The organism is Roseibium sediminis, assembly GCF_008711325.1.
Classification (GTDB): domain Bacteria; phylum Pseudomonadota; class Alphaproteobacteria; order Rhizobiales; family Stappiaceae; genus Roseibium; species Roseibium sediminis.
Map to the genome: position 1 here is coordinate 21,515 of NZ_VXDB01000007.1, position 23,986 is coordinate 45,500.

Here is a 23,986-nt window from a genome sequence, read left to right on the forward strand (position 1 = left end):
GACCCACTCTTATCTGTCGGTCGTTCGTTCTGAGGAGGATGAACGAGACTTTCGCCGTGATCTGGATGCGCACAATCGGCACACCCACGGTCATGGACAGCAATTGAGACGATTTCATGGGCTGGCGCCTGTCGCTTGCGCCGCCCTTTAGGGAAGGACCGCCACATGGCTGGCCTTGGCGCACTGGCACGTAAAATTTTCGGATCTGCAAATGACCGCAAGGTCAAGGCATTCAGGGCAAAGGTCCAGCAGGTCAACGCATTGGAAGAGAGCCTAAAGGCCCTCACGGATGAAGAGCTGCGGGCGCGCACGGGCGAATTTCGGCAGGAACTCGCTAACGGCAAATCGCTGGAAGACCTGCTTATTCCTGCTTTCGCCACCGTTCGAGAGGCAGCGCGCCGCGCCCTTGGGCAGCGTCACTATGATGTTCAGCTCATCGGCGGCATGGTTCTGGACTCCGGTCAGATCGCAGAAATGCGAACCGGTGAGGGCAAGACACTTGTCGCAACGGCTCCGGTTTACCTCAATGCCCTGACCGGCCGCGGCGTCCATGTGGTCACCGTCAACGACTATCTGGCGCAGCGCGACAGCGAGTGGATGGGGCGCGTCTACAAGTTCCTCGGCCTGACAGTCGGCTGCATTGTTCACGGTCTTTCCGACGAACAGCGCCGCGCCGCCTATGCGTCGGATGTGACCTACGGCACGAACAACGAGTTCGGCTTCGACTACCTCCGCGACAATATGAAGCACGACCGCGAGTCGATGGTTCAACGCGGCCACAACTTTGCAATCGTCGATGAGGTGGACTCCATCCTGATCGACGAAGCACGTACGCCGCTGATCATTTCCGGCCCGCTTGAAGATCGCTCCGAATTCTACAACACGGTGGACGCCTTCATTCCGGCGCTGACCGAAGAAGATTTCGAACTCGACGAAAAGCAGCGCTCGGCAACCTTTACCGAAGCCGGCAACGAAAAACTGGAAGGCCTCCTGCGTGAGGCCGGGCTGATGAAGGGCGACTCGCTCTATGACGTTGAAAACGTCTCCATCGTCCACCACCTGCAGCAGGCTCTGAAGGCACACAAGCTGTTCCAGCGCGACAAGGACTACATTGTCCGCAACAACGAAGTCGTCATCATCGACGAGTTCACCGGGCGCATGATGCCGGGGCGCCGTTTCTCCGAAGGCCTGCACCAGGCTCTGGAAGCTCGCGAAAAGGTTCGCATCCAGCCAGAAAACCAGACGCTGGCCTCCATCACGTTCCAGAACTACTTCCGCATGTATGACAAGCTGGCCGGCATGACCGGTACGGCTTTGACGGAAGCAGACGAATTTGCCGACATCTACGGCCTGGAAGTCGTTGAAATTCCGACAAACGTGCAGGTTCTGCGTGTGGATGAAGACGACGAGGTCTATCGGACCGTCGAGGAAAAATACTCCGCGATCGTCACCCTGATTGACGACTGCAAGGAACGAGGCCAGCCGGTTCTCGTCGGCACGACCTCGATCGAGAAATCCGAATATCTGGCCGAGCGTCTGAAGAAGCACGGCTACAAGCAGATCGACGTGACCAACCCGAAGGCATTTGCCGAAGCCCAGAAGCAGGGCGGGGCAAAGTCCAAGGTATTTGCGGTCCTCAATGCCCGCTACCATGAGCAGGAAGCGATGATCATCAGCGAGGCCGGCTTGCCGGGCGCAGTGACGATCGCGACCAACATGGCTGGCCGCGGTACGGACATTCAGCTTGGGGGCAACCCGGAGCAGCGTGTCGAAGGCGAACTGGCAGAAATGCCGGAAGGCGAAGAGCGCAAGGCAAGGGAAGCGGCCATCCGCGCGGAAGTGGAAGAGCTCAAGCAGAAGGCGCTTCAGGCTGGCGGTCTCTATGTGATCGGCACCGAACGCCACGAAAGCCGCCGCATCGACAACCAGCTGCGCGGTCGTTCAGGCCGTCAGGGCGACCCGGGTCATTCGAAGTTCTTCCTGTCGCTTCAGGACGATCTTATGCGCATCTTCGGATCCGAGCGCATGGACACGATGCTGCAGAAACTCGGGCTGGAAGAAGGCGAAGCCATCACCCATCCCTGGATCAACCGCGCTCTGGCGAAAGCCCAGCAGAAGGTTGAATCCCGCAACTTCGACATCCGCAAGAACCTGCTCAAGTTCGACGACGTGATGAACGACCAGCGCAAGGTGGTCTTCGAACAGCGTATCGAGCTGATGGATGGCGAGGCTCTGCAGGAAACCGTTGCGGACATGCGCCACGACGTGATCGACGACCTTGTTTCCCGTCACATTCCCGAGCGCGCCTATCCAGAACAATGGGATACGGACGGGCTACAGGAAGAAGTTCGCAACGTTCTCAATCTCGATCTGCCGGTGAAAGACTGGGCGAACGAGGAAGGCATTGCGGAAGAGGAAGTCACGGCGCGCTTGAAGCGGGCTGCAGACGAAATCATGGCGCAGAAGGCCGCAAAATACACACCGGCCATCATGCGCCAGGTGGAGAAAATGTTCCTCCTGCAGACGCTCGACACTCTGTGGCGCGAGCATCTGGCAAATCTGGATCACCTTCGCTCGGTCGTCGGCTTCCGCGGCTATGCCCAGCGCGATCCGCTGCAGGAATACAAGACCGAATCCTTCACCTTGTTCGAGACGATGCTGACCCAGCTGCGTCAGGTGACAACCACCCAGCTCATGCGGGTGGAACTGGTGCAGGAACCGGACTTCCCCGAACCAGCACCGCTGCCGGAAATGCATCCTCAGCATATCAATCCGCTCACAGGTGAAAACGAGTTCGAAACCGCCGAGCTGGACCCGGCCAATCCGGAAAGCTGGGGCAAGGTCGGACGCAACGAACAATGCCCATGCGGATCCGGCAAGAAGTTCAAGCACTGCCACGGCGCGCTTGTGTGATTTGCCGACATTGGTAAAAAGGGGCCGGACCTCGAAAAGGTCCGGCCTTTTTGATTCATGACATCAGGACCGCACCGCGGCCTCGAAAAAACCGGAACCCCGGACATGGCAACACGAACTCAGGCTAAGGTCTATTTCGAACGGCGGTCGCAAACGCGCCCGGAAACGCCCCTGATCAGCCTGATTGTTCCGGTCTTCAACGAAGCCGAAGTCATTCCGCATTTTCTCGAGGAAACCGACAAAGTCCTCTCAGCCCTCAGCCTGCCATTCGAATACATTTTTGTCGACGACGGCAGCCACGACACAACAGCGGATGTGATTGCGCAAAAGCTGAAAGATGGCCTTCCGGGAAAGCTGATCGGCCTGTCCAGAAACTTCGGCAAGGAAGCCGCGCTCACAGCAGGTCTCTCCCATGTCAGTGGCGATGTTGCCATCGTTCTGGATGCGGACCTTCAGGACCCTCCCTCATTGATCCCCCAGATGGTTGAGGGCTGGCGTTCAGGATACGATGTGGTCTACGGCATGCGCGTTGACCGCTCGTCCGACACGTTCTTGAAGCGCTCCACGGCCGGCCTGTTCTACAAGCTGTTCAACCGCCTCGCCCATATCAACATGCCAGCCAATGCAGGCGACTTCCGCCTGATCGACCGCGCTGTCATTGAAGCACTGCACAAGCTCCCCGAACGCAATCGCTTCATGAAGGGACTGTTTGCATGGGTCGGCTTTCCGTCCATGGCCATTCCCTACGAGCGCCCGGCACGGCGCGCGGGTGAAGGCAAATGGAACTATTGGAAACTCTGGAACTTTGCCATTGACGGCCTGACGGCCTTCACCACGCTTCCGCTTCGCGTCTGGCTTTACGGCGGGGTCGGGATTGCCGGATTGGCACTTGTCTACGCCCTCTATACGGTCATCAAGGTCCTGATCTATGGTGTCGATGTTCCGGGCTACGCATCTCTCATGGTCGCAGTCCTGTTCTTTTCGGGGATTCAGCTCCTCTCAATCGGCATGGTTGGTGAATACATTGCACGCCTGTTTGGTGAGGCAAAGCAGCGCCCCGTCTATCTGGTTCAGGATGTCATAACCGGGGTCGACGCAAAGACCGACAGCAAGGCACACGATGACTGAACAGGATGTCCGCACCAGCCGCGTTCGCGCCGAGGCTGCGACAGCAAGCCGGTTTGCGCTCGTTGGTATAGCGGCCACCCTGACCCATAGTGTTGTCGCGCTTGTCGCCTTGCAGAGCAGCCTGTTCGGAGCTTATGGATCGAACATTCTCGGCTTTGTCATTGCATTTGTCGTGTCCTTCGCAGGTCATCATTTCTGGAGCTTCAAAGCGCAGGGACATCACGGAACCGCAGGCCGCAGAATGGCACGTTTCCTCGTGATTGCGGTTTTGGGCTTTCTTGCCAACAACGTTGTCCTGACAGCCTGGCTCCAGTTCACGAATTGGCCGGACTCCGTCGGTCTCATCTTTTCGATTGCGATTGTTCCAGGCCTGAGTTTCCTCGGCTCCCGTTTCTGGGCCTTTTCTGATCCAACCCCTTCTTCAGATACGTGAAAGACGCATGATGTCGGCATCCCGGGCAGCTTTCTGGTATTGCTCCCTCACCCTGCTTCTGTGGGCCCTTATCCCTTCACTCCTCTTCCCAAATCCTCCACTGGACGTGGTCGAAGGATTTGCCTGGGGGCGCGAAATGGCGCTTGGCTACACGAAGCACCCGCCGATGCAGGCATGGCTTCTGGAACTGAGTTATCACCTGACTGGCGGGCATGCGTTCGGAGCCTATTGGCTGAGCTCGCTGAGTGTTGCGGTCGGTTATCTCTGCATCTGGCAACTGGCCCACAGGCTTGGGCTCGATGACTGGAAGGCCTTTTGGGCTCTGGTGATGACCAGCGTGACGTTCTACTTCACGCTTCCCTTGCCCGAGTTCAACCCGAACATCCTGCAGATCCCGGTTTGGGCTGCGATGATCCTCCTGTTCCACAGGGCGTTGGAGAAGGGGCGGCTCCTTGATTGGATTTTGCTGGGAGCTGTTGCTGCCTTTGGCCTCTACACGAAGTATTTCGTCGCTCTCCTGATTGGCGCGATCGGCCTCTATGCGTTGGTGTTTTCAGATGCACGGCGCAGCCTTGCCACACCCGGACCGTGGATTGCAGGGCTCGTCTGCGGCGTTCTGTTTCTGCCGCACGTGCTTTGGCTCGTGGACACGAATTTCGTGACACTGGAATATGCCGGCAGCCGAAGCAGGGGGCCTGAGGGCCTGATGGATCATCTTTGGAACCCGGTTAATTTCTTCCTCGCCCAGATCGCGAACCATGCCGGACTGTTCATCATTGCCGCGCTTCTGCTCGGCTTGAGCGGCGTAAGGGGTCTATTGGCTGGAAAGGCAGCGGCTGACGGCACCTCCAGTCCTTGTCCCGATGACCGTTTCCTTCTTTGGTTCGCGTTCCTGCCTCTAGCCGTCATTTTGTTGATGTCCGCAGTCACCGGAAATGAGTTCAAGCATATGTGGGGGACGCCCCTCTTTGTGCTTTCCGGTATCCTCGCGGTCAGGTTTCTTCTGCCATCCGGCAAAGTTACACTGGAGAGACCTGCGCTCATCGGCGCTGTCCTCATTCAGACGATCTTTCTTGGTGTGATTGTCGGACAGGCCCTTCTTGAACCGCTTTGGAAAACCAAACAAAGCCGCATCCACTATCCGGGTCAGGAGAGCGCGGAACTCCTCACCACCATCTGGCGCGAGGAAATGAAAACGCCTCTGCGTTTTGTAGCAGGTGACATGTGGACAGCAGCCCATGTGACGCTCTTTTCCGAAGATCGGCCGACGATGTATCTCGACCACGACGCAGCAGCTTCTCCCTGGGTGGATCAGGCGGATCTCAGAGAAAACGGCGTGCTGTTGGTCTGGAGAGGCGAAAGCGACACGCCGCCCGCCCCAATGTCCAACCTGTATCCCAAGGCAAAGCGGCAAGGTTCTCTGGTTCTGCCATACACCCTTGCGGCCAAGATGCCGCCAGCCATTGTAAACTGGACCATCATACGGCCATATGAAGTTGTAGTTTCGACACCTCGCCAACCCTGAAGGGTTTCGGCCACCAACGAACGTGACGGGAAAAACCTTCATGATTGATATGAAGGAAATCGATGGCATCGAGGATTGGTTGATTGGCCAAGCATTACAGACGGTCAGCCTGCCAGACATCTTTGCCAGCATGTGTGAGCGGCTGAACGAGTGCGGCGTGCAGGTGGATCGGGCAACTTTGGGCTGGTCCACGCTTCATCCGCTGATAGAGGCCGAAATGGTCTACTGGACCGCCGGGAACGGTGCCGTTCATGAGCGTTACACGCACAGAGAGGATGAAGGCGAGGACTGGATCAACAGCCCGATGCGCGCGGTGCTGCACAGCGGCGAAGATATGCTTCGCCGCAAGTTGAGAGGCGCCAATTCGGTCCATGATTATCCGCTCTGCGAACAGCTATCCAAAGATGGCTACGCGGACTACGTGGTTCTGGCGACCGGATTTGACCTTCCCGCCCTTCAGGACATGCGTGGGAAAACGGGAATTCTCGTTAGCTGGGCCACAATAGCCGAGGAAGGGTTCTCGGATGAGGAACTGTTTGCGATCCAATACCTCCAGAAGCGTTTCGCTCTGGCCGCCAGAGCCACTTTGCAGGCCGAAATCGCCCAGACGATTGCCGACACATATCTTGGCTGCATCGCCAGCCGAAAGGTCCTGTCAGGACAGATCCGCCATGGGGACGGCGAAAACATTTCCGCAGTGATATTTTTCAGCGATATCCGCAATTCAACGTCAATTGCCGAAGCTCTGGGGCCAAAGGACTATCTGCGCTGGCTAAATATCTATTTCGACGCGACAGCCGGAGCCGTGCTGCACCAGGGCGGCGAGATCCTCGACTTTATCGGCGACGCTGTTCTGGCCGTTTTTCCCATCAGCGAGCACGGGCTTGATGCAGCGGTGCGAAAGGCGATTGCAGCGACCGACGAGGCAAGACACAAGCTCGCCGCCATCAATTCCGAACGCGGGGATCAGCCCGAACTCAGGGCGGGAATTGCCTTGTCCGTTGGAGATGTGATGTTCGGAAATATTGGCATTCCCGACCGGCTGACCTTCTCGGTGATTGGTCAGACAGTTCATGCAGCAGCCCGGATCGAGGCGCTTAACAAGACTACGGGCACAGACATTCTCGTCACCGAGGACATTGCACGGCTGGCCATGGAACGGAGCCGGTTTGTGGGTAAATTCGCGCTGTCCGGTTTCTCAACCGAACAGCCGCTTTATACGATCTGAAGTCAGAGCACTTTCACGGAAGTGCCGATCTTCACATTCTCATAGAGGTGTTCGACATCCTCGTTGAGCATACGGATGCAGCCGGAGGAAACGGCGCGCCCGATCGACCAGTCCTCATTGGTGCCGTGAATGCGGTAGATCGTGTTGCCCAGATAGAGCGCCCTGGCGCCCAGCGGGTTCTTGGGCCCACCCGGCATATGGGACGGCAGGTTCCGGCCTTTCTTGCGCTCACGAACGATCATTTCCGGAGGCGGCGTCCAGCCCGGCCACTTTTTCTTGGCCGTAATGCGCTCGGTCCCTTTCCAGGTAAACCCATCCTTGCCGACGCCAATGCCGTACCGCATCGCCTTGCCGCCCGGCTGGACGTGATAGAGCCAGCGCTTCTTCGTATCGACGATGATCGTGCCGGGTTCGGCGTCCGTGCGATAACTCACCAGCTTGCGCTGGTATTTCTGGCGGGCAATCTTGCCAGCCGCTTCCGGCGTCAACTTGTACTCGACCCATTGCCGGGTATTGGGATCGAAAAAGCCTGACTGCGCGCTGGATGGAACAGCAAGGGTCAGCGCGACAATCAGACAAAGAAACCACGAAAGTGAACGAACCATCAGGAAAGCCCTTCGGTATCAGATCGGTTGCTGGAATCACTGCGCGGATCAACCGGCAGCGGTGCCATTGCATATAACGGAACGGGAAGATTTGAACAGTGCGGCACTGAAACTGACCGCAATGGCGGTGATCGTCACAAATCGTTCAGACAACAGTTGCAGATCAAGCGCCGGAAAAATAAGTCTTGTTCCAACTCATACCATGTTCAGGAAACCAATGACCGACCTTCGCCCAAACCCCAAAACGATCCTGCCCTTTCGCGAACAAGCCAGCCAGCAGGCGGATTCGGGTGCACCGGTCGTTCTTCTGCATGGGTTTGGAGGGGATCATCAGGGTTTCACGCATATTCAGACCGCGCTTTCTGCGAAGAAGCGCTCGCTTGCCTTTGACCTTCCCGGTCATGGCAAGGCGCTGGACTGGCCTGTGGTCGGCAATGCAGGTGTTGCGGCAAAGGCCGCCCTGCAATCGCTTGAGGCCCTTCAGTTGGAACGGATCCACCTCGTCGGCCATTCAATGGGCGGGGCGGCGGCGGCTGTTGCTGCCCTCCAGCAGCCCGAGCGTATTGCGAGCCTCACGCTCCTTGCTCCGGGCGGCTTTGGGCCGGAAATAAATCACAAGCTTCTTCGCCGCTACGCCTCTGTCAGCGATGCCGACCTGATGGAAATCCTGCTGGAACAGTTTTTCGGTTGGGAATTCAGGTTGCCTAAGTTCCTCGCCAAGACAGCTGCAGAAGAACGTCTGCGTCCTGGTGCAAATGCAACGCTTGAGGCCATTGTCGAGGAACTGCTGGACGGTTCCGTGCAGAAAACACTGCCAGTCAACGACATTGCCAACCTGCCGATGCCGATAAAGGTTATCTGGGGAACACAGGACCGCGTTCTTCCGACCAGACAGGCCCACAAGCTCCCCGGAACAATCGCAACTCACGTATTCGACCGGGTCGGCCACATGCCGCATCTGGAGGTCCCGAATGAAGTTGCAAGATTGATCCTGCAAAATGCCGCGACTGAATAATCGTGGCATTATACAGAATTGCCTAAAAGTGTTTCTTCCCATACCGCCAAGGTAATTACCCTTTGATCATTGTGCTCACACTAAAAATGCTGGCCTAATGTCAGAATTCACATCCGTAAAACTTGATGCGACATAGGGGGTCGGATCGTGCGGATGATTTGGGGGGCAATATGACGAATACAAGTGACGGGAATACAGGACTGGGCACAGCTGCCCAGCTTCGGGATCCGAACTATACACCGCCATTGGCAAAGGCAATCCCGCTTGGCATTCAGCACGTGCTTGCAATGTTTGTCAGCAACGTGACGCCGGCAATCATTGTTGCAGGAGCTGCAGGCTTTGGTTTCGGGTCCAACTCACCGGACTTTCCGAACCTCATCTACATGATCCAGATGTCGATGCTGTTTGCCGGGATCGCTACCCTCTTCCAGACAATAGGCGCGGGGCCTGTTGGTGCCCGTCTGCCCATCGTGCAGGGCACCAGCTTTGCCTTCATCCCCATCATGATACCGCTCGTTGCCGGCAAGGGCGTTGATGCAATGGCCGTCCTCATGGGCGGCGTGGTCGTGGGCGGGCTCTTTCATGCCAGCCTTGCCCCGTTCATCGGCAAGATCCGTTTTGCCTTGCCGCCGCTTGTCACCGGTCTCGTCGTCACGATGATCGGTCTGGCCCTGGTCAAGGTCGGCATCCAGTATGCAGCGGGAGGTGTTCCCGCCATTGGCACCGAAGAATATGGCAGCCTGCAGAACTGGTTTGTCGCAATCGTCGTCATCGTGGTGACGCTGGCGCTGAAATTCTTTGCCCGTGGCATGCTGTCAGTATCAGCGGTCCTGATCGGACTGCTGGTTGGCTACGTCGTGGCGTTTGCAATGGGCATGGTCAGCTTTACAAATGTCGGTCGCGCCGCATCGTTCGCACTTCCGAACCCGCTGCATTTCGGCATCGAGTTCTCATTTGCTGCCATCATCGGCTTCTGTCTCATGGGGATCATTTCGGCGATTGAAACCGTTGGCGACGTCTCCGGCATCACCAAGGGTGGAGCTGGCCGTGAAGCCACCGACAAGGAAATCTCCGGTGCCACTTTCGCAGACGGATTGGGAACCGCAGCAGCCGGTCTGTTCGGAGCGCTTCCAAACACATCCTTCAGCCAGAATGTGGGCCTGATTGCCATGACCGGCGTCATGAGCCGTCACGTCGTCACCATCGGGGCGCTTTTCCTGATTGTTGCCGGCATGGTTCCGAAAGTCGGCGCCATCATCTCCACCGTTCCGATCGAGGTTCTGGGCGGTGGCGTGATCGTCATGTTCGGCATGGTCGTCGCAGCCGGTGTGTCCATGCTGTCGGATGTAAACTGGACCCGGCGCAACATGGTGATCTTCGCCGTCTCGCTCTCCATCGGCCTCGGGCTTCAGCTGGAGCCCGGCGCGCTTCAGCATCTGCCGGGTACGGCGAAGGTGCTGCTGTCGTCCGGCCTTCTGCCAGCCGCCTTCCTTGCCATCGTGCTGAACCTGATCCTTCCCGAAGATGTGGGGGAAGATCAGACGGAGGAAATCTCCGGCGGTCACGCCAGCACAAAGAAGAGCTGAAAAAACAAAACCCCGCCACTGCTGGCGGGGTTTCTTTTTCAGGTGTCTTTTCAGATCCGATTTAGGCAGCTGGCAGAAGATCGTCGCGCCAGACTTCTCCGATCACGCGGCGGGCCATCATGTGCGAACGCGGAGAATTGACGCTGTCAACGGCGATGAGACGATCTTCCTTCAAATAGGCGACAAAGAACTTGTTGTCCTCGATCGAGCCAGACAGGACCGTCCGATCATAGCCTTCCGATAGCCCCGCGATCTGCAGCTTGATGTCATACTGGTCCGACCAGAACCATGGCAGCGGGTCATAATCACCTTCCTCGCCGAGGATCGACTGCGCAACCACCTTGGCCTGATCAATCGCATTCTGAACGCTTTCCATGCGCACAGAGCGCCCATACCTGCCGGAGAAAAACCGCGTGCAATCGCCGGCAGCAAGAATGTTCGGGTCGCTGGTTACCCCGCCGCCATCGACGAGAATGCCGTTGTCGACATCAAGCCCGGCAGCCTGCGCAAGCGTATCGTTAGGCTCGGCGCCAACAGCCACCAAAACGACATCAGCAGGGATTTCCTTGCCCGAGGACAGTTTGACGCTTCGCACCTTGTCCTCACCAATCAGGCTGTCGACACCGGTATCCAGCAACAGCTGAACGCCGCGCGCCGTATGAAGCTGGGAAAAGAAGCTGGAAATCTCGGGAGAAACCACCCGCTTCAACGGACGGTCTTGCGCCTCGACAACGGTCACGGTCTTGCCAAGGGTTCGGGCAACGGCTGCAACCTCAAGGCCGATATACCCGGCACCAATGATCACAAGGTTCTGGCCGTCCTGAAGCATCGGGCGGATGCGGTCCACATCGCCGATCCCGCGCAAGGTCAGCACACCCGGCAGCTCTGCGCCTTTCAGCGGGATCTGGCGTGCCCTTGTTCCTGTTGCCAGAACCAGCTTGCCATAGTCCAGCGTATCTCCATTGGCCAATTCAAGGCGGCGGCTGGCAGGTTCGATCCGGACCACGTTCGTATTCGGAATGAAATCGATGTTCTGGGTTTCATAAAAGGCAGGTGGGCGCAACCAGAGGCCGTCCGCGCCGATATCGCCGGACAGAAATTTCTTTGAAAGCGGCGGGCGCTGGTAAGGCAGATGCGGTTCATTGCCAATCAGCCGGATTGCACCTTCAAAACCACCCTGACGCAGGGATTGTGCGACCTGAGCGCCAGCCTGTCCTGCGCCCACGATAACAACGCTATCATGCATGAAATCTGCTTTCTTCGTGCTCAACAGTCAGTGGGTAGCACGAAGAACAACATCAGGCCAGATGACGAAATGTCATCTGCCTGATGAACGCTATACCAACCTCAAAAGATGGGTTCTTATCTTTTAAAAGTTGACATGGCTCTGTCGGAGAAATCAGGCGCTCCTGACCCCTTGAAGGAAAGTTGACACCTCTTGACGGATCAAGACACCCTGCTCGCTTAACGTACCGGCCAGTGTGTCCACCTCGGCGCCATTTTGTCTCGCAAGGTTTGCGGCAGAACCGATCGTGCCCATTCTGGAAGCTCCTTCATCTGAGCGATTTGCGGCAGTTGTCACATTTTCATTAATGGCCTGAACAGCGAGATCCTGCTGCTCAACCGCAGAGGCAACAGCAGATGCAAGTGTTTCCATTTCCTCGATAATCCGGCTGACTTCTTCGATGGCTCCAACTGCCTGTGTGGACGAGCCCTGGATCGCCTCAATCTGCTGGGCGATATCCTCCGTTGCACGAGACGTCTGATCGGCCAGCTGCTTGACCTCCGCAGCCACCACTGCAAACCCCTTGCCGGCTTCCCCTGCCCGAGCAGCCTCAATCGTGGCATTCAAGGCGAGGAGATTGGTCTGATTGGCAATATCCCGGATCAGGCCCATGACCTCCCCTATCCGCTCAGCAGCGCCGGAAAGCTCCCGCATTGTATTCACGGTCGTAGACGCGCTCTGGGCCGCCTGTTGTGCCACCACGGTCGATTTGCGCGTTTGACCAGTGATATCAGAAATCGATTGGGAGAGGTCTTCTGCCGAGCGCGAAGCTGCCAGAACATTCTCGGCTGCGGTCCGCATTGCATCTTCTGCATTCATGGATTGGTCGGCAACATCGTCGGCCGACTGCTCCATCGACTGAGATGTCTGGCGCAGTTCGTCATTTGACCGATCAAGATTGTCCAGCGCATTGAAAACAGTTGTCTCGAAACCGGCTATCAAATCCTCCAGCCTCGCTACACGCTGCGACCTTTGCTCGTTTTCTTCGGATTGAGATTGGGCAAGACGCATGCGCTCAATAGCATTTTCCTTGAACACTTGAACCGTCCGGCTAATGGCCGCAAGTTCCGACTTTCCAGACAGAATGGGCACATCGATCTCGGTATTTCCTGCCGCCAATTTCTCCATCGCTTCCTGCAGTCTGCCAAGCGGACGGGCAATTGATCGACCGATCATCAAGGCAATGGCAGGAAGAAGGCACAGCAAGGCAAGAATGGCTCCACCAATGGCAAAGGCCGCGATGTTGCGCATTTGCTCGAGGTTTGATGCTGTATCTGATTGAAGGCTCGTTGCCGCGCCATTGAGGATCGCGATGCGCGGCGGAACATTTTCGAACAGCGTTGTCAGTTCCTCGGTATGAGAGGCGGAGATTGCAGCAGAAGTCGTATATGTTTCGAATGTTGCCTTGTAAGTCACCATGTTGGTGCGCAGTTCATCCTTGATCTTGTCCGAAATATAAACCTTCTTGAGGAGTTTTTCGAACGCGGCAAACTCGATGTTGAACTGTTCGATGGCCCCCGCGGTGCGGTTTAGCATGAATTCCTTTTCTGCCAGTTGGACAACGAGAATGGCCCGCGCCAACTTTTCGAAATCCGGTCCTCCACCAAATTTCATTTCATCATAGAGACGAGATTTCACTGCGCCTGCGGTTTCCGCCAGCACCAGACGCAGTCCTTCAGCCTTGGTGTAACCAATTTCTTGTTGGACGGCGTCCAGACTGCCAAACGTCTCTTCGACGCTGGCCAGCATATTTGCAAGTCCGGAAATCTCGTCTTTGTAGCGGACAGCCGCGTCCCTTTTGGCAAGATGAGCCAACTTCTCACGCACCTGACCGAGACGCTGCTCAAAATCCTGGACAGAGCCTGCCGAAGGTGTAACTAGGTAATCTCGTTCGGTTTGTTGAAGAGACGTTGCGGCCGCCAAGAGTTCAGAGACTGCATCTGCAATTTCCGAGCTCTCGTCCATTCGCAAAAACGCAGAGTTAAGCTGAGATTGACTCCAGAAAAACACACCGCCAATTGCCAATAAACCGAATACCGTGACAAAACTCAATGTAAGAATTCTAACTTTTACAGAAAAGTCGGAAATAATACGAAAAGGCGATTTTAATGTGTTAAACATGTTCCGTAGCCCTTGCCTATTCGAATGTTGGATGCTTCGACTAAGACAATAGTTCCGCATAAATATCGAAATTTTTATTAACAAACGAACCAAATTCGACATGAATGATGAACTCGCATCAGCAAGAGTAGTAGAATATTGAAAAATCTAGCAATGCTTGCGCCGGCACTCTTTGTCATTCTTTGGTCCACCGGTTTCATAGGCTCGAAGCTGGGAGCGCCCTATGCCGACCCGATGGTTTTCCTCTCCATCCGCTTCATGGCCGTGTTGCCGATTCTGGCTGCGATCTGCTGGTGGGTAGATGTCAAATGGCCAAGAGAAACCTCGCAGATCCTGCACTGCATCTTCATTGGTTCACTGGTGCACGGCATTTATCTTGGAGGTGTTTTCTGGGCGATTGATGAAGGCATGCCCGCAGGCGCAAGCGCTATTGTCGTTGGGCTTCAACCGGTCCTCAGCGCAGTCACCGCGGCCTTTCTCCTCAAGGAGCGGATCGAGTTCAAACACTGGATCGGACTGGCAATCGGCGGGTTTGGACTTTTCCTTGTTCTGGGCCCGAAGATTGCGGTCACCGGCTCGGGCATCAACCCCGTAACCGTTCTGGCAGTCTTTATCGCCGTTCTGGCGATCAGCATCGGGACCGTCTATCAGAAACGATTTGTGCCAAATACCGATTTGCTGGCAGCGACCTTCTGGCAATACATTGGCGCGATTGCAGTCACCTTGCCCCTGAGCCTGTTCGAAAGCTGGCAAGTGATCTGGAGCGGTCAGTTCATTTTCGCAATCGCATGGTTGGTGCTGGTCTTGTCCATCGGCGCAATCCTGCTGCTGATGTTCCTTATCCGACAGGGTGCCGTCTCACAGGTCGCGTCGCTTTTCTATCTTGTGCCCGTCGCCACATCGATCGAGAGCTATTTCCTGTTTGGAGAAACCCTGTCCATCATGCAGCTTGCAGGCATGGCACTTGTTGTAGCAGCTGTTCTATTGATCAGGATCCGCTTTCGCCGAACACCGGCGTAACGGCAAAAGTCAGTCAGTTCGACGCAATCTTGCGAAGCCGGATCAGCGAGGCATTCAGCTCTCCGCCGAGAATAAAGACCAGCGCGCAGATATAGAGAAACACCACCGCCGACATGACCCCGGCGAGGCCACCATATGTGGTCACATAGTTGGCAAACTTTGCCAGATAGGCGCCAAAGACGGCCCCTGCGACCATCCACATGACCAGCGTCGCCACAACACCGGGAAGAAGATCACGAAACCTGCGGTCCCCGGACGGCAGGATCCAATGGGTAAATACAAGGCCAAAGGTCAATAGCGATCCGGCGATCGAGTAGCGCGCCACATCAATCGTCACAAGAAAGTCCTCGACCGCAGGCATCCAGCTCACAAGAGCATTGATCGCCAGCGGCGCAAGGACAACCAGGAACGTGTAGGCAATCAGAACGACAGAGCCGAGTATCACAAGCCCGAGGGATTGCAGTCTCAGGATGATGAAAGACCGCCGTTCCTGCTGGCGATAGGCCCGGTTCAGCGCAGCCCGCATCGCTTCCACCCCATTGGACGCAAACCACAGCGCCGCCACCGCACCAAAAGTCAATAGATCGCCTCGCGGCACGGTGAGAACACGATGGATCTCATCGACGAGCGGCTTGGCGACATTTTCCGGCCATGCATCGAAGACCAGATTGGACGCGCGGTCCGCCGCATCATTGAAGCCCATGAACCCGGCCAGTGCGGCGATGAAGATCAGAAGCGGGAAAACCGCAAGCAAGGCCGACAGGGCCACATGGCTCGCCATCGCATAGCCGTCATCATTGACGAAATGGCCAAGCGCATCCTTCAGGACCAAGTAGGCGGGGGTCAGTGTCTGTCTCCAAATCATGTCGTGATGTGAAAACGTTAGGACGCAAAGGTCAAGTTCTACACCTCCGCCAACGGCACTTCATCCAAAAGAAGTACAAATGGGGGCTCGACAAACGACCTGCTGCAACGCAACATACCTGCCGAAAAGACGCCTTGCGCGAAACAAATGAAAACGGAGACGCCTCATGTCCACTGCCGCTGCAACGGCTCCGAAGACCGGGGAAACCTTGCAAGACCTGACCGCCAGCGCATTGGTGAGCATCGAGGCCCTGCTTGATACCGCAACGCGGCAAGTTCGGGCCATGGTGACGGTCGATGGCCGCCTCTCCTCTTCGGCAATGGAGCGTGAACAGCGGGCGACACACGGCCTGGCGTGGCTCGCGACCTATGTCGAATCCCTTCGCCAGATGCATGCCTATGCCGACCGTCTTGCCGAGCAGGACGCCTATGGGGAACTGGAAGATCTCCTGGTGCGCCTCGGGTTTGCCGAGTATCTCGCCCAGATCTTCGGCGGCATTCCGATGAACCAGGGCGAGTTTGTCCGCCTGTCAGATCTCGGCGTCCCGGCAGCGGATCAGGCTTCAGCCCGAACGGCGGCAATCGAGGAACTGATCGCCGCAGGCAATACCCCGGCGATCCGGGGTCGTATTGCCGAATTGATCCGCCACAAGGCAGGCGAATCCACCTTCGGCGCGACTGGCCTCGACGAAACCATGGAGCAGATCCGCAACGAGATGCGTCGATTTGCCGAGGAAATGGTGACGCCGAATGCCCATGAGTGGCATTTGAAAAATGAATATATCCCCCTCGACGTCATCAGCCAGATGTCGGAACTGGGTGTGTTCGGCCTCACGATCCCGGAGGAATATGGCGGTCTGGGGCTCGGCAAGGAAGCCATGTGCGTTGTCTCCGAGGAACTGTCCCGCGCCTATATCGGTGTCGGCTCACTTGGAACCCGCTCGGAAATCGCGGCAGAACTGATCCTGTGCGGGGGCACCGAAGAGCAAAAGCAAAAGTGGTTGCCACTGATTGCATCAGGCGAAGTTCTGCCGACTGCCGTTTTCACCGAACCGAACACAGGGTCTGACCTTGCGTCCCTTAAGACCCGTGCGGTCAAGGACGGCGATGTCTGGAAGGTCTCCGGCAACAAGACCTGGATCACCCACCCGGTCCGCGCCGACATCATGACGCTCTTGACCCGCACGAACCCGGATGAGCCCGGTTACAAGGGCCTTTCGATGTTCATCGCGGAGAAACCGCGCGGCGATGACGAGACCCCGTTCCCGGCAGAAGGCATGAGCGGCGGAGAAATCGAGGTCCTCGGCTATCGCGGCATGAAGGAATACGAAATCGCCTTCGACAATTTCGAGGTGAAGGACGAGAACCTCCTTGGCGGCGTGGAAGGTCAGGGCTTCAAGCAGCTGATGCAGACCTTTGAAGGCGCACGCATTCAGACTGCTGCCCGTGCCCTTGGCGTTGCACAATCCGCACTGGACCTTGGCCTGCGTTATGCAGAGGACCGCATCCAGTTTGCCAAGCCGTTGATCGAGTTTCCGCGTGTCGCCGACAAGCTGGCCATGATGGCTACGGAAGTCATGATTGCCCGCCAGTTGACCTATTTCTCCGCATGGGAAAAGGATTCCGGCCGCCGCTGCGATCTGGAAGCCGGTATGGCCAAGCTTCTGGGTGCACGCGTCGCATGGGCTGCAGCCGACAACGCGCTGCAAATTCACGGCGGCAACGGCTTTGCTCTGGAATATGCGGTGTCGCGCGTTCTTTGCGATGCCCGCATTCTGAACATCTTTGAAGGCGCCGCGGAAATACAGGCACAGGTCATCGCCCGACGCATTCTGGAAACCCGCGCGCTGGATTGATCGAGAAGACAACCCAGAAAGCCAAAATCAAGGGCCAGCCGATCACCGGCTGGCCTTCTTCAATTCAGGGCCTGAAAGAACAACCAATTGTATTTGACCCAGGGTGTTCCTATCTTTTCTAGAGCATTTCCAGGCGAAGTGGATACCGGTTCGCCGTCAGGAAATGCGCCAAAGCAAAGATTCAGAGCACGTCGAGTGATTCAGTAAATGCGAGACGTGCTCTAGAAGCAACAAACCCTGGGGCACCATGACATCACCCTTTGACAAGATTGGCTTTGATCCGGAAATCCTCGGCAAGGAAGAAGATCAGAAAAAATCTGTTCGCCAGAAACTTCTGGGAACAGCCCGAAGGGCCGCACGTCAAATCCCCTTCATGGAAGATGTTGTGGCAGGATATTACTGTGCTCTAGACCCTTCGACCCCGGCCAAGGTGCGTGGCACCATTCTCGCGGCGCTTGCCTATTTCGTTCTGCCGCTGGACGTTGTGCCCGATTTCATCCTAGGCCTTGGATTTGGGGACGACGCCACGGTCTTGATGGCAACCATTGCCATGATCCGGGGACATATTCGCCCGGAACATATCGATCTGGCGCGCGAGACCCTGAAGGAAGATGTCCTGTCAGATCCGCAAAACGACTAGCTTTCTGGCCTCTCTTGCGTCGGGGGATTCACGATCCAGCACCCGGACAGCCTCCCGGCAATCATCCAGTAGATAAAACCGGCCATGAAACCGCCTGCCAGAACAACTGTCGTCCCGGGGCGCAGACCGACATCTGCGGTCATGGAATGACCCACAGTCCAGATGGCAAAGGCAAGCATGCCCGCAACACCTACATGCATGAGCATGCCCTTCAGACGCAGCACTTCCGCTACACCGATGGCGACAAGAGCTGGAAAAAAGGCCATCCCGCCAATCGCACTGGCTGCAAAGGCACCGGTGGACACCAAAGCGGCAATCTCGACCGGATCCGTATCAGGCCCAATCTTGCCGAAATAGCCCCAAGCCAGAAAAAAGCCGAAAGTCAGGACGGCACAGACAAATCCTGCCGCCACACGCAAAAGCTGGAAGAACAGCCGCAGCCCGGAAAAGGAGAATGCAGGGGCCCCGACCGGTGAATTGTTCGTCATTGTCAAGGCTCCCAAGGGTTAGGCTCATCCTGCCTAACAACGATAGCCTCACAGGTAAAGCCCGAGGACAGCAAATGCACCCCGGCATCCCGAAGGCACCGAAAATCGACGAGTTCCAGCACGATTGCGGCGCGAACCAAGGCTATTACCAGTTGACTTTTGCCCGCATAAGCTTGATTTTTAGATATGGCCACTCAGCTCAAGGTCACATAAACGCCTCGGCGCTTGCGCACGAGGGTTTTTGTGCATTCCGAATAGATATGACGTGACCACGCATTTGAACCATAGAGGAGATACCGACCATTCGTCGTCCGTTCCGCGCCCCGCCTCCGGTAAAGGAAGGTCCGCGCACAAACCAAGAGATTCGCGTTCGCGAAGTGCAATTGATCGATCACGAAGGTGCAAACCGCGGGATCGTTTCGACAGAGGAAGCTATGGACATCGCCATGGGCGCTGGTCTGGACCTCGTCGAGATTCAACCGAACGCTCAACCGCCTGTCTGCAAGATTCTGGACTACGGCCGGTACAAGTACCAAGCTCAAAAGAAAGCCGCAGAGACTCGCAAGAAGCAGAAGACCGTCGAGATCAAGGAGATCAAGATGCGTCCGAACATCGACACCCATGATTATGAGGTGAAGATGAAGAGCATGCTGCGGTTCTTCAATGACGGCGACAAGGTGAAGGTAACCCTTCGTTTTCGTGGACGCGAAATGGCCCACCAGGATCTCGGCATGAAGTTGCTGAACAAGGTGCGTGAAGAAACCACCGAAATTGCAAAGGTGGAATCTGCTCCAAAGCTCGAAGGCCGTCAGATGGTGATGGTCCTCGCGCCAATCAAATAAGGCATTTTTCAAATGCATTTGAAAAACCCCGCCAACGGCGGGGTTTTTTGTTTCAGCTGGATAGGTTGACCCAGCCGCCTGTTGCTTCGGATGCAAACAGCGCATCCAGTATCCGCATGTTCTGGACGGCGTCCTCAGGGCCATAGGAGTGCGGCTCCTGCCCGAGAATGGCGCGGCCAAAACTGTCCACCAGCTCTGCATATTGATCCGATGCCGCGATCACCTCTTCCACAACAGATGCATCGCCGAGGGACGCACCACTATCGACGCGAAGGATCGTCTCACCCTGCTGCTCTGCATTGAACGGCACAACGATCTCCAACCGACCCTTGGTGCCCAGAAGGTTTACCCGCTGATAGGGAACCAGCTGCGTCGAAACGGTGAACTCCAGTCGTCGCCCCTTGCCAAAATCCATAAGAGCACTGGAAAGACGATCCGTTCCAAACTCCGGATCCCGATCAATCAGCGACATGACCCGCACGGGCTCGTCTTCAAAGAAATAGCGCCCCGCAACCATCGGGTAGCACCCGATATCCAGCAGTGCCCCACCGCCGATATCTGCCTTGTTGCGAATATTGCCCGCGTCTGCATTGAAGTAGCTGAAAAAGCCCTGGATCACCCGCAAGTCGCCCAGCGCGCCAGAGCGAACAATCTCGCGCGCCCGCAGCCATTGCGGATGATGGCGCACCATGAAGCCCTCGGCCACCAACCGGCCCTTCGGCAAGGCCAGCAGTTGCCGCGCTTCGTCGGCGTTCAGCGCAATCGGCTTTTCGCAAAGGACATGCTTGCCGGCTGCGACCGCCTGAAGGGTCAACGGCACATGCATGTGGTTCGGCAAGGGATTGTAGATCGCATCAATATCCGGATCGGCCAGCAGCTCCTCATAGGAGCCAAAAGCCTTGTCGATGCCAAGTTCTGCAGCCGCCTTGGCAGCCGTCTCCGGGCTTCGCGAGGCGATGGCCGAAACCATCCCCGTTAGAGACCGCCGAATACCCGGGATGACCTTCTGGCGCCCAATTTTCGCCGTCGACAGGATGCCCCATCGGATTTGTTTCGTCATGGTTTCAACGCCTTTCGGAAAACCTGTAGGATGATCGAGGCACTCAATATTTCTGCGGAACATAAAGATGTTCCGGCAGCACCTTGCGCTCATAGGCCGGATTGAACACCCGGTCCGGCAGGGTCACGTGATCATGCGGGATTTCGTGATAGGGAATGAGCGACAGGAAATGATCGATGCAGTTGAGGCGGGCCCGCTTCTTGTCGTTGCCTTCCACAATGAACCAGGGCGCTTCCGGGATATTCGTCCGCTCGAACGTTTCTTCCTTCGCCTTTGTATAGTCTTCCCACCGAACGCGGGACTGAAGATCCATGGGCGAGAGCTTCCACTGCTTCAAGGGGTCATGCACCCGTACGAGAAAGCGCAACTGCTGTTCCTCGTCCGTGATCGAGAACCAGTATTTGATAAGCCGAATTCCCGAGCGAACGAGCATGCGCTCAAACTCCGGCACGTCGTGGAAGAATTCCTCTACCTGCCCCTCGTTCGCAAAACCCATGACCCGTTCAACGCCCGACCGGTTGTACCAGGACCGATCAAACAGCACGATTTCACCGCCCGCTGGCAGGTGTGGCACGTAACGCTGGAAATACCATTGCGATTTCTCTCGGTCGGTGGGCGCAGGCAGGGCGACCACGCGGCACACACGCGGGTCCATGCGCTGCATGATCCGCTTGATCACACCACCCTTGCCCGCAGCGTCGCGGCCCTCAAAGACAATGACGATCTTTTCCTTCGTGTGCTTGACCCAGTCCTGCAGCTTGACCAGCTCGGCCTGCAGCCTCAGCAGCTCATAGAAATAAACTTTCCGGTCGAGCGTGGAACTGTGCTTTTTCTCCGAAATGAAGGCGAGTTCCCGTGCGACCAGAAAATCGTCAATCTCCATTTCCAGTTCTTCGTCGAGGCTGTCTTCCCATTCTGCCTCGACCCAACTGCGTGCACTGTCGTCCGCCATGCTGTTCCCGCCTCCCGGAATGCCAAATCACCAGCTGCTTCCTGTGAACCCTGACATTGTGACATCTTTTTAACAATCCGCCGTCCCTGTGCGCATCTGCCAAATCGAATCTGTGGGTGAGAATTTCGTGATTGAAAATGAATGATCGTTCATTTATTTTACTCCCAACTTCGGAGGGCATGTCATTGGAAGCAGCACGGCAACAAACGCCAAAGGGAAGCCAAACCGCGGCCCGGGTACGCGCTGCGGCCCTCAAGCTGTTTGCCCGGCACGGCTACGCTGCCGTTTCCATCCGACAAATCGCCCAGGAAGTCGGGGTTCAGCCCGGCGCGCTCTACAACCACTTCCCCACCAAACAGGACATCCTGAAGGACCTCATGCTGGCGCATATGGACGACCTGATCTCGTCCTGGGATGCAGAACGGGCCAGAATTCCGGCGAAGACCGATCCTCTAGATGCCTTTGTGCGCTTCCACATCCGCTATCACATGGAAAAGCGGGATGAGGTTTTCGTCTCCTATATGGAGCTGCGCAATCTGGAGCCGGAAAACTACCAGCTCGTGGGCGCAGAACGGCGTAGATATGAGGCGATACTGACAGAAATTCTGGACCAGGGAGCCGCAAGCGACCAGTACATGGTCGAAGATGCCAAGGTCGCCACCCGTGCAGTCATTGCCATGCTGACCGGCATTCCCAGCTGGTATCAGCCCGGAGGCCCCCTGGGGCCGAGAGAAATCGAAGATCTTTATGCCGCCCTCGTTCAGCGGTCGGTCGGCAACACCACTTCCACAAAGACGATAGGAGAGCGGGTGTCATGAGCATCCTGAAATCCAGCCTGTCCCCGCGCAGTGAAGCCTTCACCGCCAACAAGGCAGCCCATGAAGCTGCGATGGCGGAAATCAAGTCTGCTGCTCAAGCCGCCCTCAATGGCGGCGGCGAGGTTGCCCGCGAGCGCCATGTCTCCCGTGGCAAGATCCTGCCGCGCGAACGTGTCTCCCGCTTGCTCGATCCCGGCTCGCCGTTTCTGGAAGTCGGCATGATGGCAGCCCACGGCATGTATGACGGTGCGGCCCCTGCTGCCGGCATGATTGCAGGGATCGGACGTGTCGAAGGTCAGGAAGTGATGATCCTCGCCAATGACGCGACCGTAAAGGGCGGCACCTACTATCCGCTTTCGGTGAAAAAACACCTTCGGGCGCAGGAAATCGCCGAGAAGAACAACCTTCCCTGTATCTATCTGGTCGATTCCGGTGGCGCGAACCTGCCCAATCAGGACGAGGTCTTTCCGGACAAGGATCATTTCGGGCGGATTTTCTACAATCAGGCCAACATGTCAGCCAAGGGCATCGCCCAGATCGCGGTCGTCATGGGCTCCTGCACGGCAGGTGGCGCCTATGTTCCAGCGATGTCCGATGAGACCATCATCGTCAAGAACCAGGGCACGATCTTTCTGGCCGGCCCTCCGCTCGTGAAGGCGGCAACCGGGGAAGAAGTGACCGCCGAGGATCTTGGCGGCGGCGACGTACACACACGCCTTTCGGGTGTTGCCGATCACCTTGCCAAGGACGACGCCCATGCCCTCGCCCTTGCCCGTCGGGCTGTCGCCAACCTCAATCGCGAAAAATTTCCCGATGTCGCCCTGCAGACCCCGGAAGACCCGCTTTATGATCCGGAAGAAATCCTTGGCGTTGTTCCGGCAGATTTGAAAACACCTTATGACATTCGCGAGGTGATCGCCCGTGTCGTGGACGGGTCCCGCTTTGACGAATTCAAGGCGCGCTATGGCACCACACTGGTCTGTGGCTTTGCCCATATCCATGGCATGCCGGTCGGGATCGTTGCCAATAACGGCGTTCTCTTCTCTGAAAGTGCCGTCAAGGGCGCGCATTTCGTGGAGCTTTGCTCCCAGCGCAAGATCCCGCTGGTCTTCCTGCAGAACATCACCGGCTTCATGGTCGGACGGACCTATGAAAGCGGCGGCATTGCCAAGGATGGCGCCAAGCTGGTGACCGCCGTTGCAACCACGTCTGTGCCGAAGATCACCATGTTGGTCGGCGGTTCCTTCGGGGCAGGCAACTATGGCATGTGCGGCCGCGCCTACAATCCGCGCTTCCTGTGGACCTGGCCGAACTCCCGCATTTCGGTCATGGGCGGCGAACAGGCCGCCGGCGTTCTCGCCACCGTTCGCCGCGATGGTATCGAGCGCAAGGGTGGCAGCTGGTCGAAGGAGGAGGAAACCGCCTTCAAGCAGCCGATCATCGACCAGTTCGAGGAGCAGGGTCACCCGCTCTACGCAACGGCCCGCCTTTGGGATGACGGCATCATCGACCCGCGCAAAACCCGTGACATTCTGGGCCTCTCGCTTTCCGCCGCCCTCAACGCTCCGATCCAAGACACCCGCTTCGGCCTGTTCCGGATGTAATGC

The 23,986-nt window shown here is 56.9% G+C and carries 20 protein-coding genes; 13 read left to right on the forward strand and 7 right to left on the reverse strand.

Going from position 1 to position 23,986, the window contains the following annotated elements; all coding sequences use genetic code 11:
- Positions 1–165: 165 nt before the first annotated feature.
- From secA to F0155_RS08485, 5 genes are all read left to right on the forward strand, one after another.
- Positions 166–2,913, forward strand: a complete 2,748-nt coding sequence (gene secA, locus F0155_RS08465) for a preprotein translocase subunit SecA (protein ID WP_150524071.1) — start codon at positions 166–168, stop codon at positions 2,911–2,913.
- Between the two features lie 105 nt (positions 2,914–3,018).
- On the forward strand, positions 3,019–4,041 hold the full coding sequence (locus F0155_RS08470) for a glycosyltransferase family 2 protein (protein ID WP_150524072.1): 1,023 nt from the start codon (positions 3,019–3,021) through the stop codon (positions 4,039–4,041).
- On the forward strand, positions 4,034–4,474 hold the full coding sequence (locus F0155_RS08475; protein WP_150524073.1) for a GtrA family protein: 441 nt from the start codon (positions 4,034–4,036) through the stop codon (positions 4,472–4,474). The genes F0155_RS08470 and F0155_RS08475 overlap by 8 nt, the downstream gene beginning before the upstream one ends.
- A gap of 7 nt (positions 4,475–4,481) precedes the next feature.
- Entirely contained in the window at positions 4,482–5,999 is a 1,518-nt protein-coding gene (locus F0155_RS08480) for a glycosyltransferase family 39 protein (protein ID WP_150524074.1), read from the forward strand.
- Positions 6,000–6,039: 40 nt separating this feature from the next.
- Positions 6,040–7,227 carry an adenylate/guanylate cyclase domain-containing protein gene (locus F0155_RS08485; protein WP_150524075.1) on the forward strand — a complete coding sequence of 396 codons (1,188 nt, stop codon included), beginning with the start codon at positions 6,040–6,042 and terminating at the stop codon, positions 7,225–7,227.
- Positions 7,228–7,229: 2 nt separating this feature from the next.
- On the opposite strand, the gene F0155_RS08490 is transcribed toward F0155_RS08485, so the two are convergent.
- The gene (locus tag F0155_RS08490; protein WP_150524076.1) at positions 7,230–7,832 is read right to left on the reverse strand and encodes a L,D-transpeptidase; all 603 of its coding nucleotides are present in this window, start codon (positions 7,830–7,832) and stop codon (positions 7,230–7,232) included.
- Positions 7,833–8,049: 217 nt separating this feature from the next.
- On the opposite strand from F0155_RS08490, the gene F0155_RS08495 reads away from it, so the two are divergent.
- Both F0155_RS08495 and F0155_RS08500 read left to right on the forward strand, forming a co-directional pair.
- Positions 8,050–8,847 carry an alpha/beta fold hydrolase gene (locus F0155_RS08495; protein WP_150524077.1) on the forward strand — a complete coding sequence of 266 codons (798 nt, stop codon included), beginning with the start codon at positions 8,050–8,052 and terminating at the stop codon, positions 8,845–8,847.
- A gap of 170 nt (positions 8,848–9,017) precedes the next feature.
- Positions 9,018–10,433: a uracil-xanthine permease family protein gene (locus F0155_RS08500; RefSeq protein ID WP_150524078.1), complete on the forward strand. Its 1,416-nt coding sequence runs from the start codon at positions 9,018–9,020 to the stop codon at positions 10,431–10,433.
- Positions 10,434–10,494: 61 nt separating this feature from the next.
- On the opposite strand, the gene F0155_RS08505 is transcribed toward F0155_RS08500, so the two are convergent.
- The gene (locus F0155_RS08505; RefSeq protein WP_150524079.1) at positions 10,495–11,679 is read right to left on the reverse strand and encodes an NAD(P)/FAD-dependent oxidoreductase; all 1,185 of its coding nucleotides are present in this window, start codon (positions 11,677–11,679) and stop codon (positions 10,495–10,497) included.
- Between the two features lie 153 nt (positions 11,680–11,832).
- A complete protein-coding gene (locus tag F0155_RS08510; protein WP_208999190.1) occupies positions 11,833–13,941 on the reverse strand; it encodes a methyl-accepting chemotaxis protein in 2,109 nt (702 codons plus the stop codon).
- A gap of 51 nt (positions 13,942–13,992) precedes the next feature.
- Between F0155_RS08510 and F0155_RS08515 the strand changes: the two genes are divergently transcribed.
- The gene (locus tag F0155_RS08515; protein WP_208999191.1) at positions 13,993–14,859 is read left to right on the forward strand and encodes a DMT family transporter; all 867 of its coding nucleotides are present in this window, start codon (positions 13,993–13,995) and stop codon (positions 14,857–14,859) included.
- A gap of 13 nt (positions 14,860–14,872) precedes the next feature.
- Here F0155_RS08515 and F0155_RS08520 read toward each other — a convergent pair whose 3' ends face one another.
- Positions 14,873–15,724 carry a YihY/virulence factor BrkB family protein gene (locus tag F0155_RS08520; RefSeq protein WP_150524080.1) on the reverse strand — a complete coding sequence of 284 codons (852 nt, stop codon included), beginning with the start codon at positions 15,722–15,724 and terminating at the stop codon, positions 14,873–14,875.
- A gap of 166 nt (positions 15,725–15,890) precedes the next feature.
- Here F0155_RS08520 and F0155_RS08525 point away from each other — a divergent pair, with 166 nt between their 5' ends.
- Entirely contained in the window at positions 15,891–17,579 is a 1,689-nt protein-coding gene (locus F0155_RS08525; RefSeq protein WP_192913782.1) for an acyl-CoA dehydrogenase family protein, read from the forward strand.
- Between the two features lie 247 nt (positions 17,580–17,826).
- Entirely contained in the window at positions 17,827–18,219 is a 393-nt protein-coding gene (locus F0155_RS08530; RefSeq protein WP_150524081.1) for a YkvA family protein, read from the forward strand.
- On the opposite strand, the gene F0155_RS08535 is transcribed toward F0155_RS08530, so the two are convergent.
- Positions 18,216–18,707: a translation initiation factor IF-3 gene (locus F0155_RS08535; RefSeq protein WP_150524082.1), complete on the reverse strand. Its 492-nt coding sequence runs from the start codon at positions 18,705–18,707 to the stop codon at positions 18,216–18,218. The two genes, F0155_RS08530 and F0155_RS08535, sit on opposite strands and share 4 nt — an antisense overlap.
- A 302-nt stretch (positions 18,708–19,009) precedes the next feature.
- Here F0155_RS08535 and infC point away from each other — a divergent pair, with 302 nt between their 5' ends.
- Positions 19,010–19,549 (forward strand): translation initiation factor IF-3, encoded by a 540-nt coding sequence (infC, locus tag F0155_RS08540; RefSeq protein ID WP_150524083.1) that lies wholly within the window; start codon positions 19,010–19,012, stop codon positions 19,547–19,549.
- 52 nt (positions 19,550–19,601) lie between these two features.
- Here infC and F0155_RS08545 read toward each other — a convergent pair whose 3' ends face one another.
- The gene (locus F0155_RS08545) at positions 19,602–20,609 is read right to left on the reverse strand and encodes a Gfo/Idh/MocA family protein (protein ID WP_150524084.1); all 1,008 of its coding nucleotides are present in this window, start codon (positions 20,607–20,609) and stop codon (positions 19,602–19,604) included.
- Between the two features lie 43 nt (positions 20,610–20,652).
- Positions 20,653–21,561, reverse strand: coding sequence for a polyphosphate kinase 2 (ppk2, locus tag F0155_RS08550; RefSeq protein WP_150524085.1), 909 nt, complete (start codon positions 21,559–21,561; stop codon positions 20,653–20,655).
- A 179-nt stretch (positions 21,562–21,740) separates the two neighbouring features.
- Here ppk2 and F0155_RS08555 point away from each other — a divergent pair, with 179 nt between their 5' ends.
- Together F0155_RS08555 and F0155_RS08560 are read left to right on the forward strand one after the other, a co-directional pair.
- On the forward strand, positions 21,741–22,379 hold the full coding sequence (locus tag F0155_RS08555) for a TetR/AcrR family transcriptional regulator (protein ID WP_150524086.1): 639 nt from the start codon (positions 21,741–21,743) through the stop codon (positions 22,377–22,379).
- The gene (locus F0155_RS08560; RefSeq protein WP_150524087.1) at positions 22,376–23,983 is read left to right on the forward strand and encodes a carboxyl transferase domain-containing protein; all 1,608 of its coding nucleotides are present in this window, start codon (positions 22,376–22,378) and stop codon (positions 23,981–23,983) included. Before F0155_RS08555 ends, F0155_RS08560 begins: the two co-directional genes overlap by 4 nt.
- Positions 23,984–23,986 lie beyond the last annotated feature (3 nt).

Coding starts and splice junctions, on each gene's coding strand:
- F0155_RS08510 (WP_208999190.1), bottom strand. CDS start 13,941: ATGTCGAATTTGGTTCGTTTGTTAATAAAAATTTCGATATTTATGCGG.
- ppk2 (WP_150524085.1), bottom strand. CDS start 21,561: ATGGCGGACGACAGTGCACGCAGTTGGGTCGAGGCAGAATGGGAAGAC.
- F0155_RS08525 (WP_192913782.1), top strand. CDS start 15,891: ATGTCCACTGCCGCTGCAACGGCTCCGAAGACCGGGGAAACCTTGCAA.
- F0155_RS08475 (WP_150524073.1), top strand. CDS start 4,034: ATGACTGAACAGGATGTCCGCACCAGCCGCGTTCGCGCCGAGGCTGCG.
- F0155_RS08535 (WP_150524082.1), bottom strand. CDS start 18,707: ATGACGAACAATTCACCGGTCGGGGCCCCTGCATTCTCCTTTTCCGGG.
- F0155_RS08495 (WP_150524077.1), top strand. CDS start 8,050: ATGACCGACCTTCGCCCAAACCCCAAAACGATCCTGCCCTTTCGCGAA.
- F0155_RS08480 (WP_150524074.1), top strand. CDS start 4,482: ATGATGTCGGCATCCCGGGCAGCTTTCTGGTATTGCTCCCTCACCCTG.
- secA (WP_150524071.1), top strand. CDS start 166: ATGGCTGGCCTTGGCGCACTGGCACGTAAAATTTTCGGATCTGCAAAT.
- F0155_RS08515 (WP_208999191.1), top strand. CDS start 13,993: ATGCTTGCGCCGGCACTCTTTGTCATTCTTTGGTCCACCGGTTTCATA.
- F0155_RS08560 (WP_150524087.1), top strand. CDS start 22,376: ATGAGCATCCTGAAATCCAGCCTGTCCCCGCGCAGTGAAGCCTTCACC.
- F0155_RS08505 (WP_150524079.1), bottom strand. CDS start 11,679: ATGCATGATAGCGTTGTTATCGTGGGCGCAGGACAGGCTGGCGCTCAG.
- F0155_RS08530 (WP_150524081.1), top strand. CDS start 17,827: ATGACATCACCCTTTGACAAGATTGGCTTTGATCCGGAAATCCTCGGC.
- F0155_RS08485 (WP_150524075.1), top strand. CDS start 6,040: ATGATTGATATGAAGGAAATCGATGGCATCGAGGATTGGTTGATTGGC.
- F0155_RS08500 (WP_150524078.1), top strand. CDS start 9,018: ATGACGAATACAAGTGACGGGAATACAGGACTGGGCACAGCTGCCCAG.
- F0155_RS08555 (WP_150524086.1), top strand. CDS start 21,741: ATGTCATTGGAAGCAGCACGGCAACAAACGCCAAAGGGAAGCCAAACC.
- F0155_RS08545 (WP_150524084.1), bottom strand. CDS start 20,609: ATGACGAAACAAATCCGATGGGGCATCCTGTCGACGGCGAAAATTGGG.
- F0155_RS08470 (WP_150524072.1), top strand. CDS start 3,019: ATGGCAACACGAACTCAGGCTAAGGTCTATTTCGAACGGCGGTCGCAA.
- F0155_RS08490 (WP_150524076.1), bottom strand. CDS start 7,832: ATGGTTCGTTCACTTTCGTGGTTTCTTTGTCTGATTGTCGCGCTGACC.
- F0155_RS08520 (WP_150524080.1), bottom strand. CDS start 15,724: ATGATTTGGAGACAGACACTGACCCCCGCCTACTTGGTCCTGAAGGAT.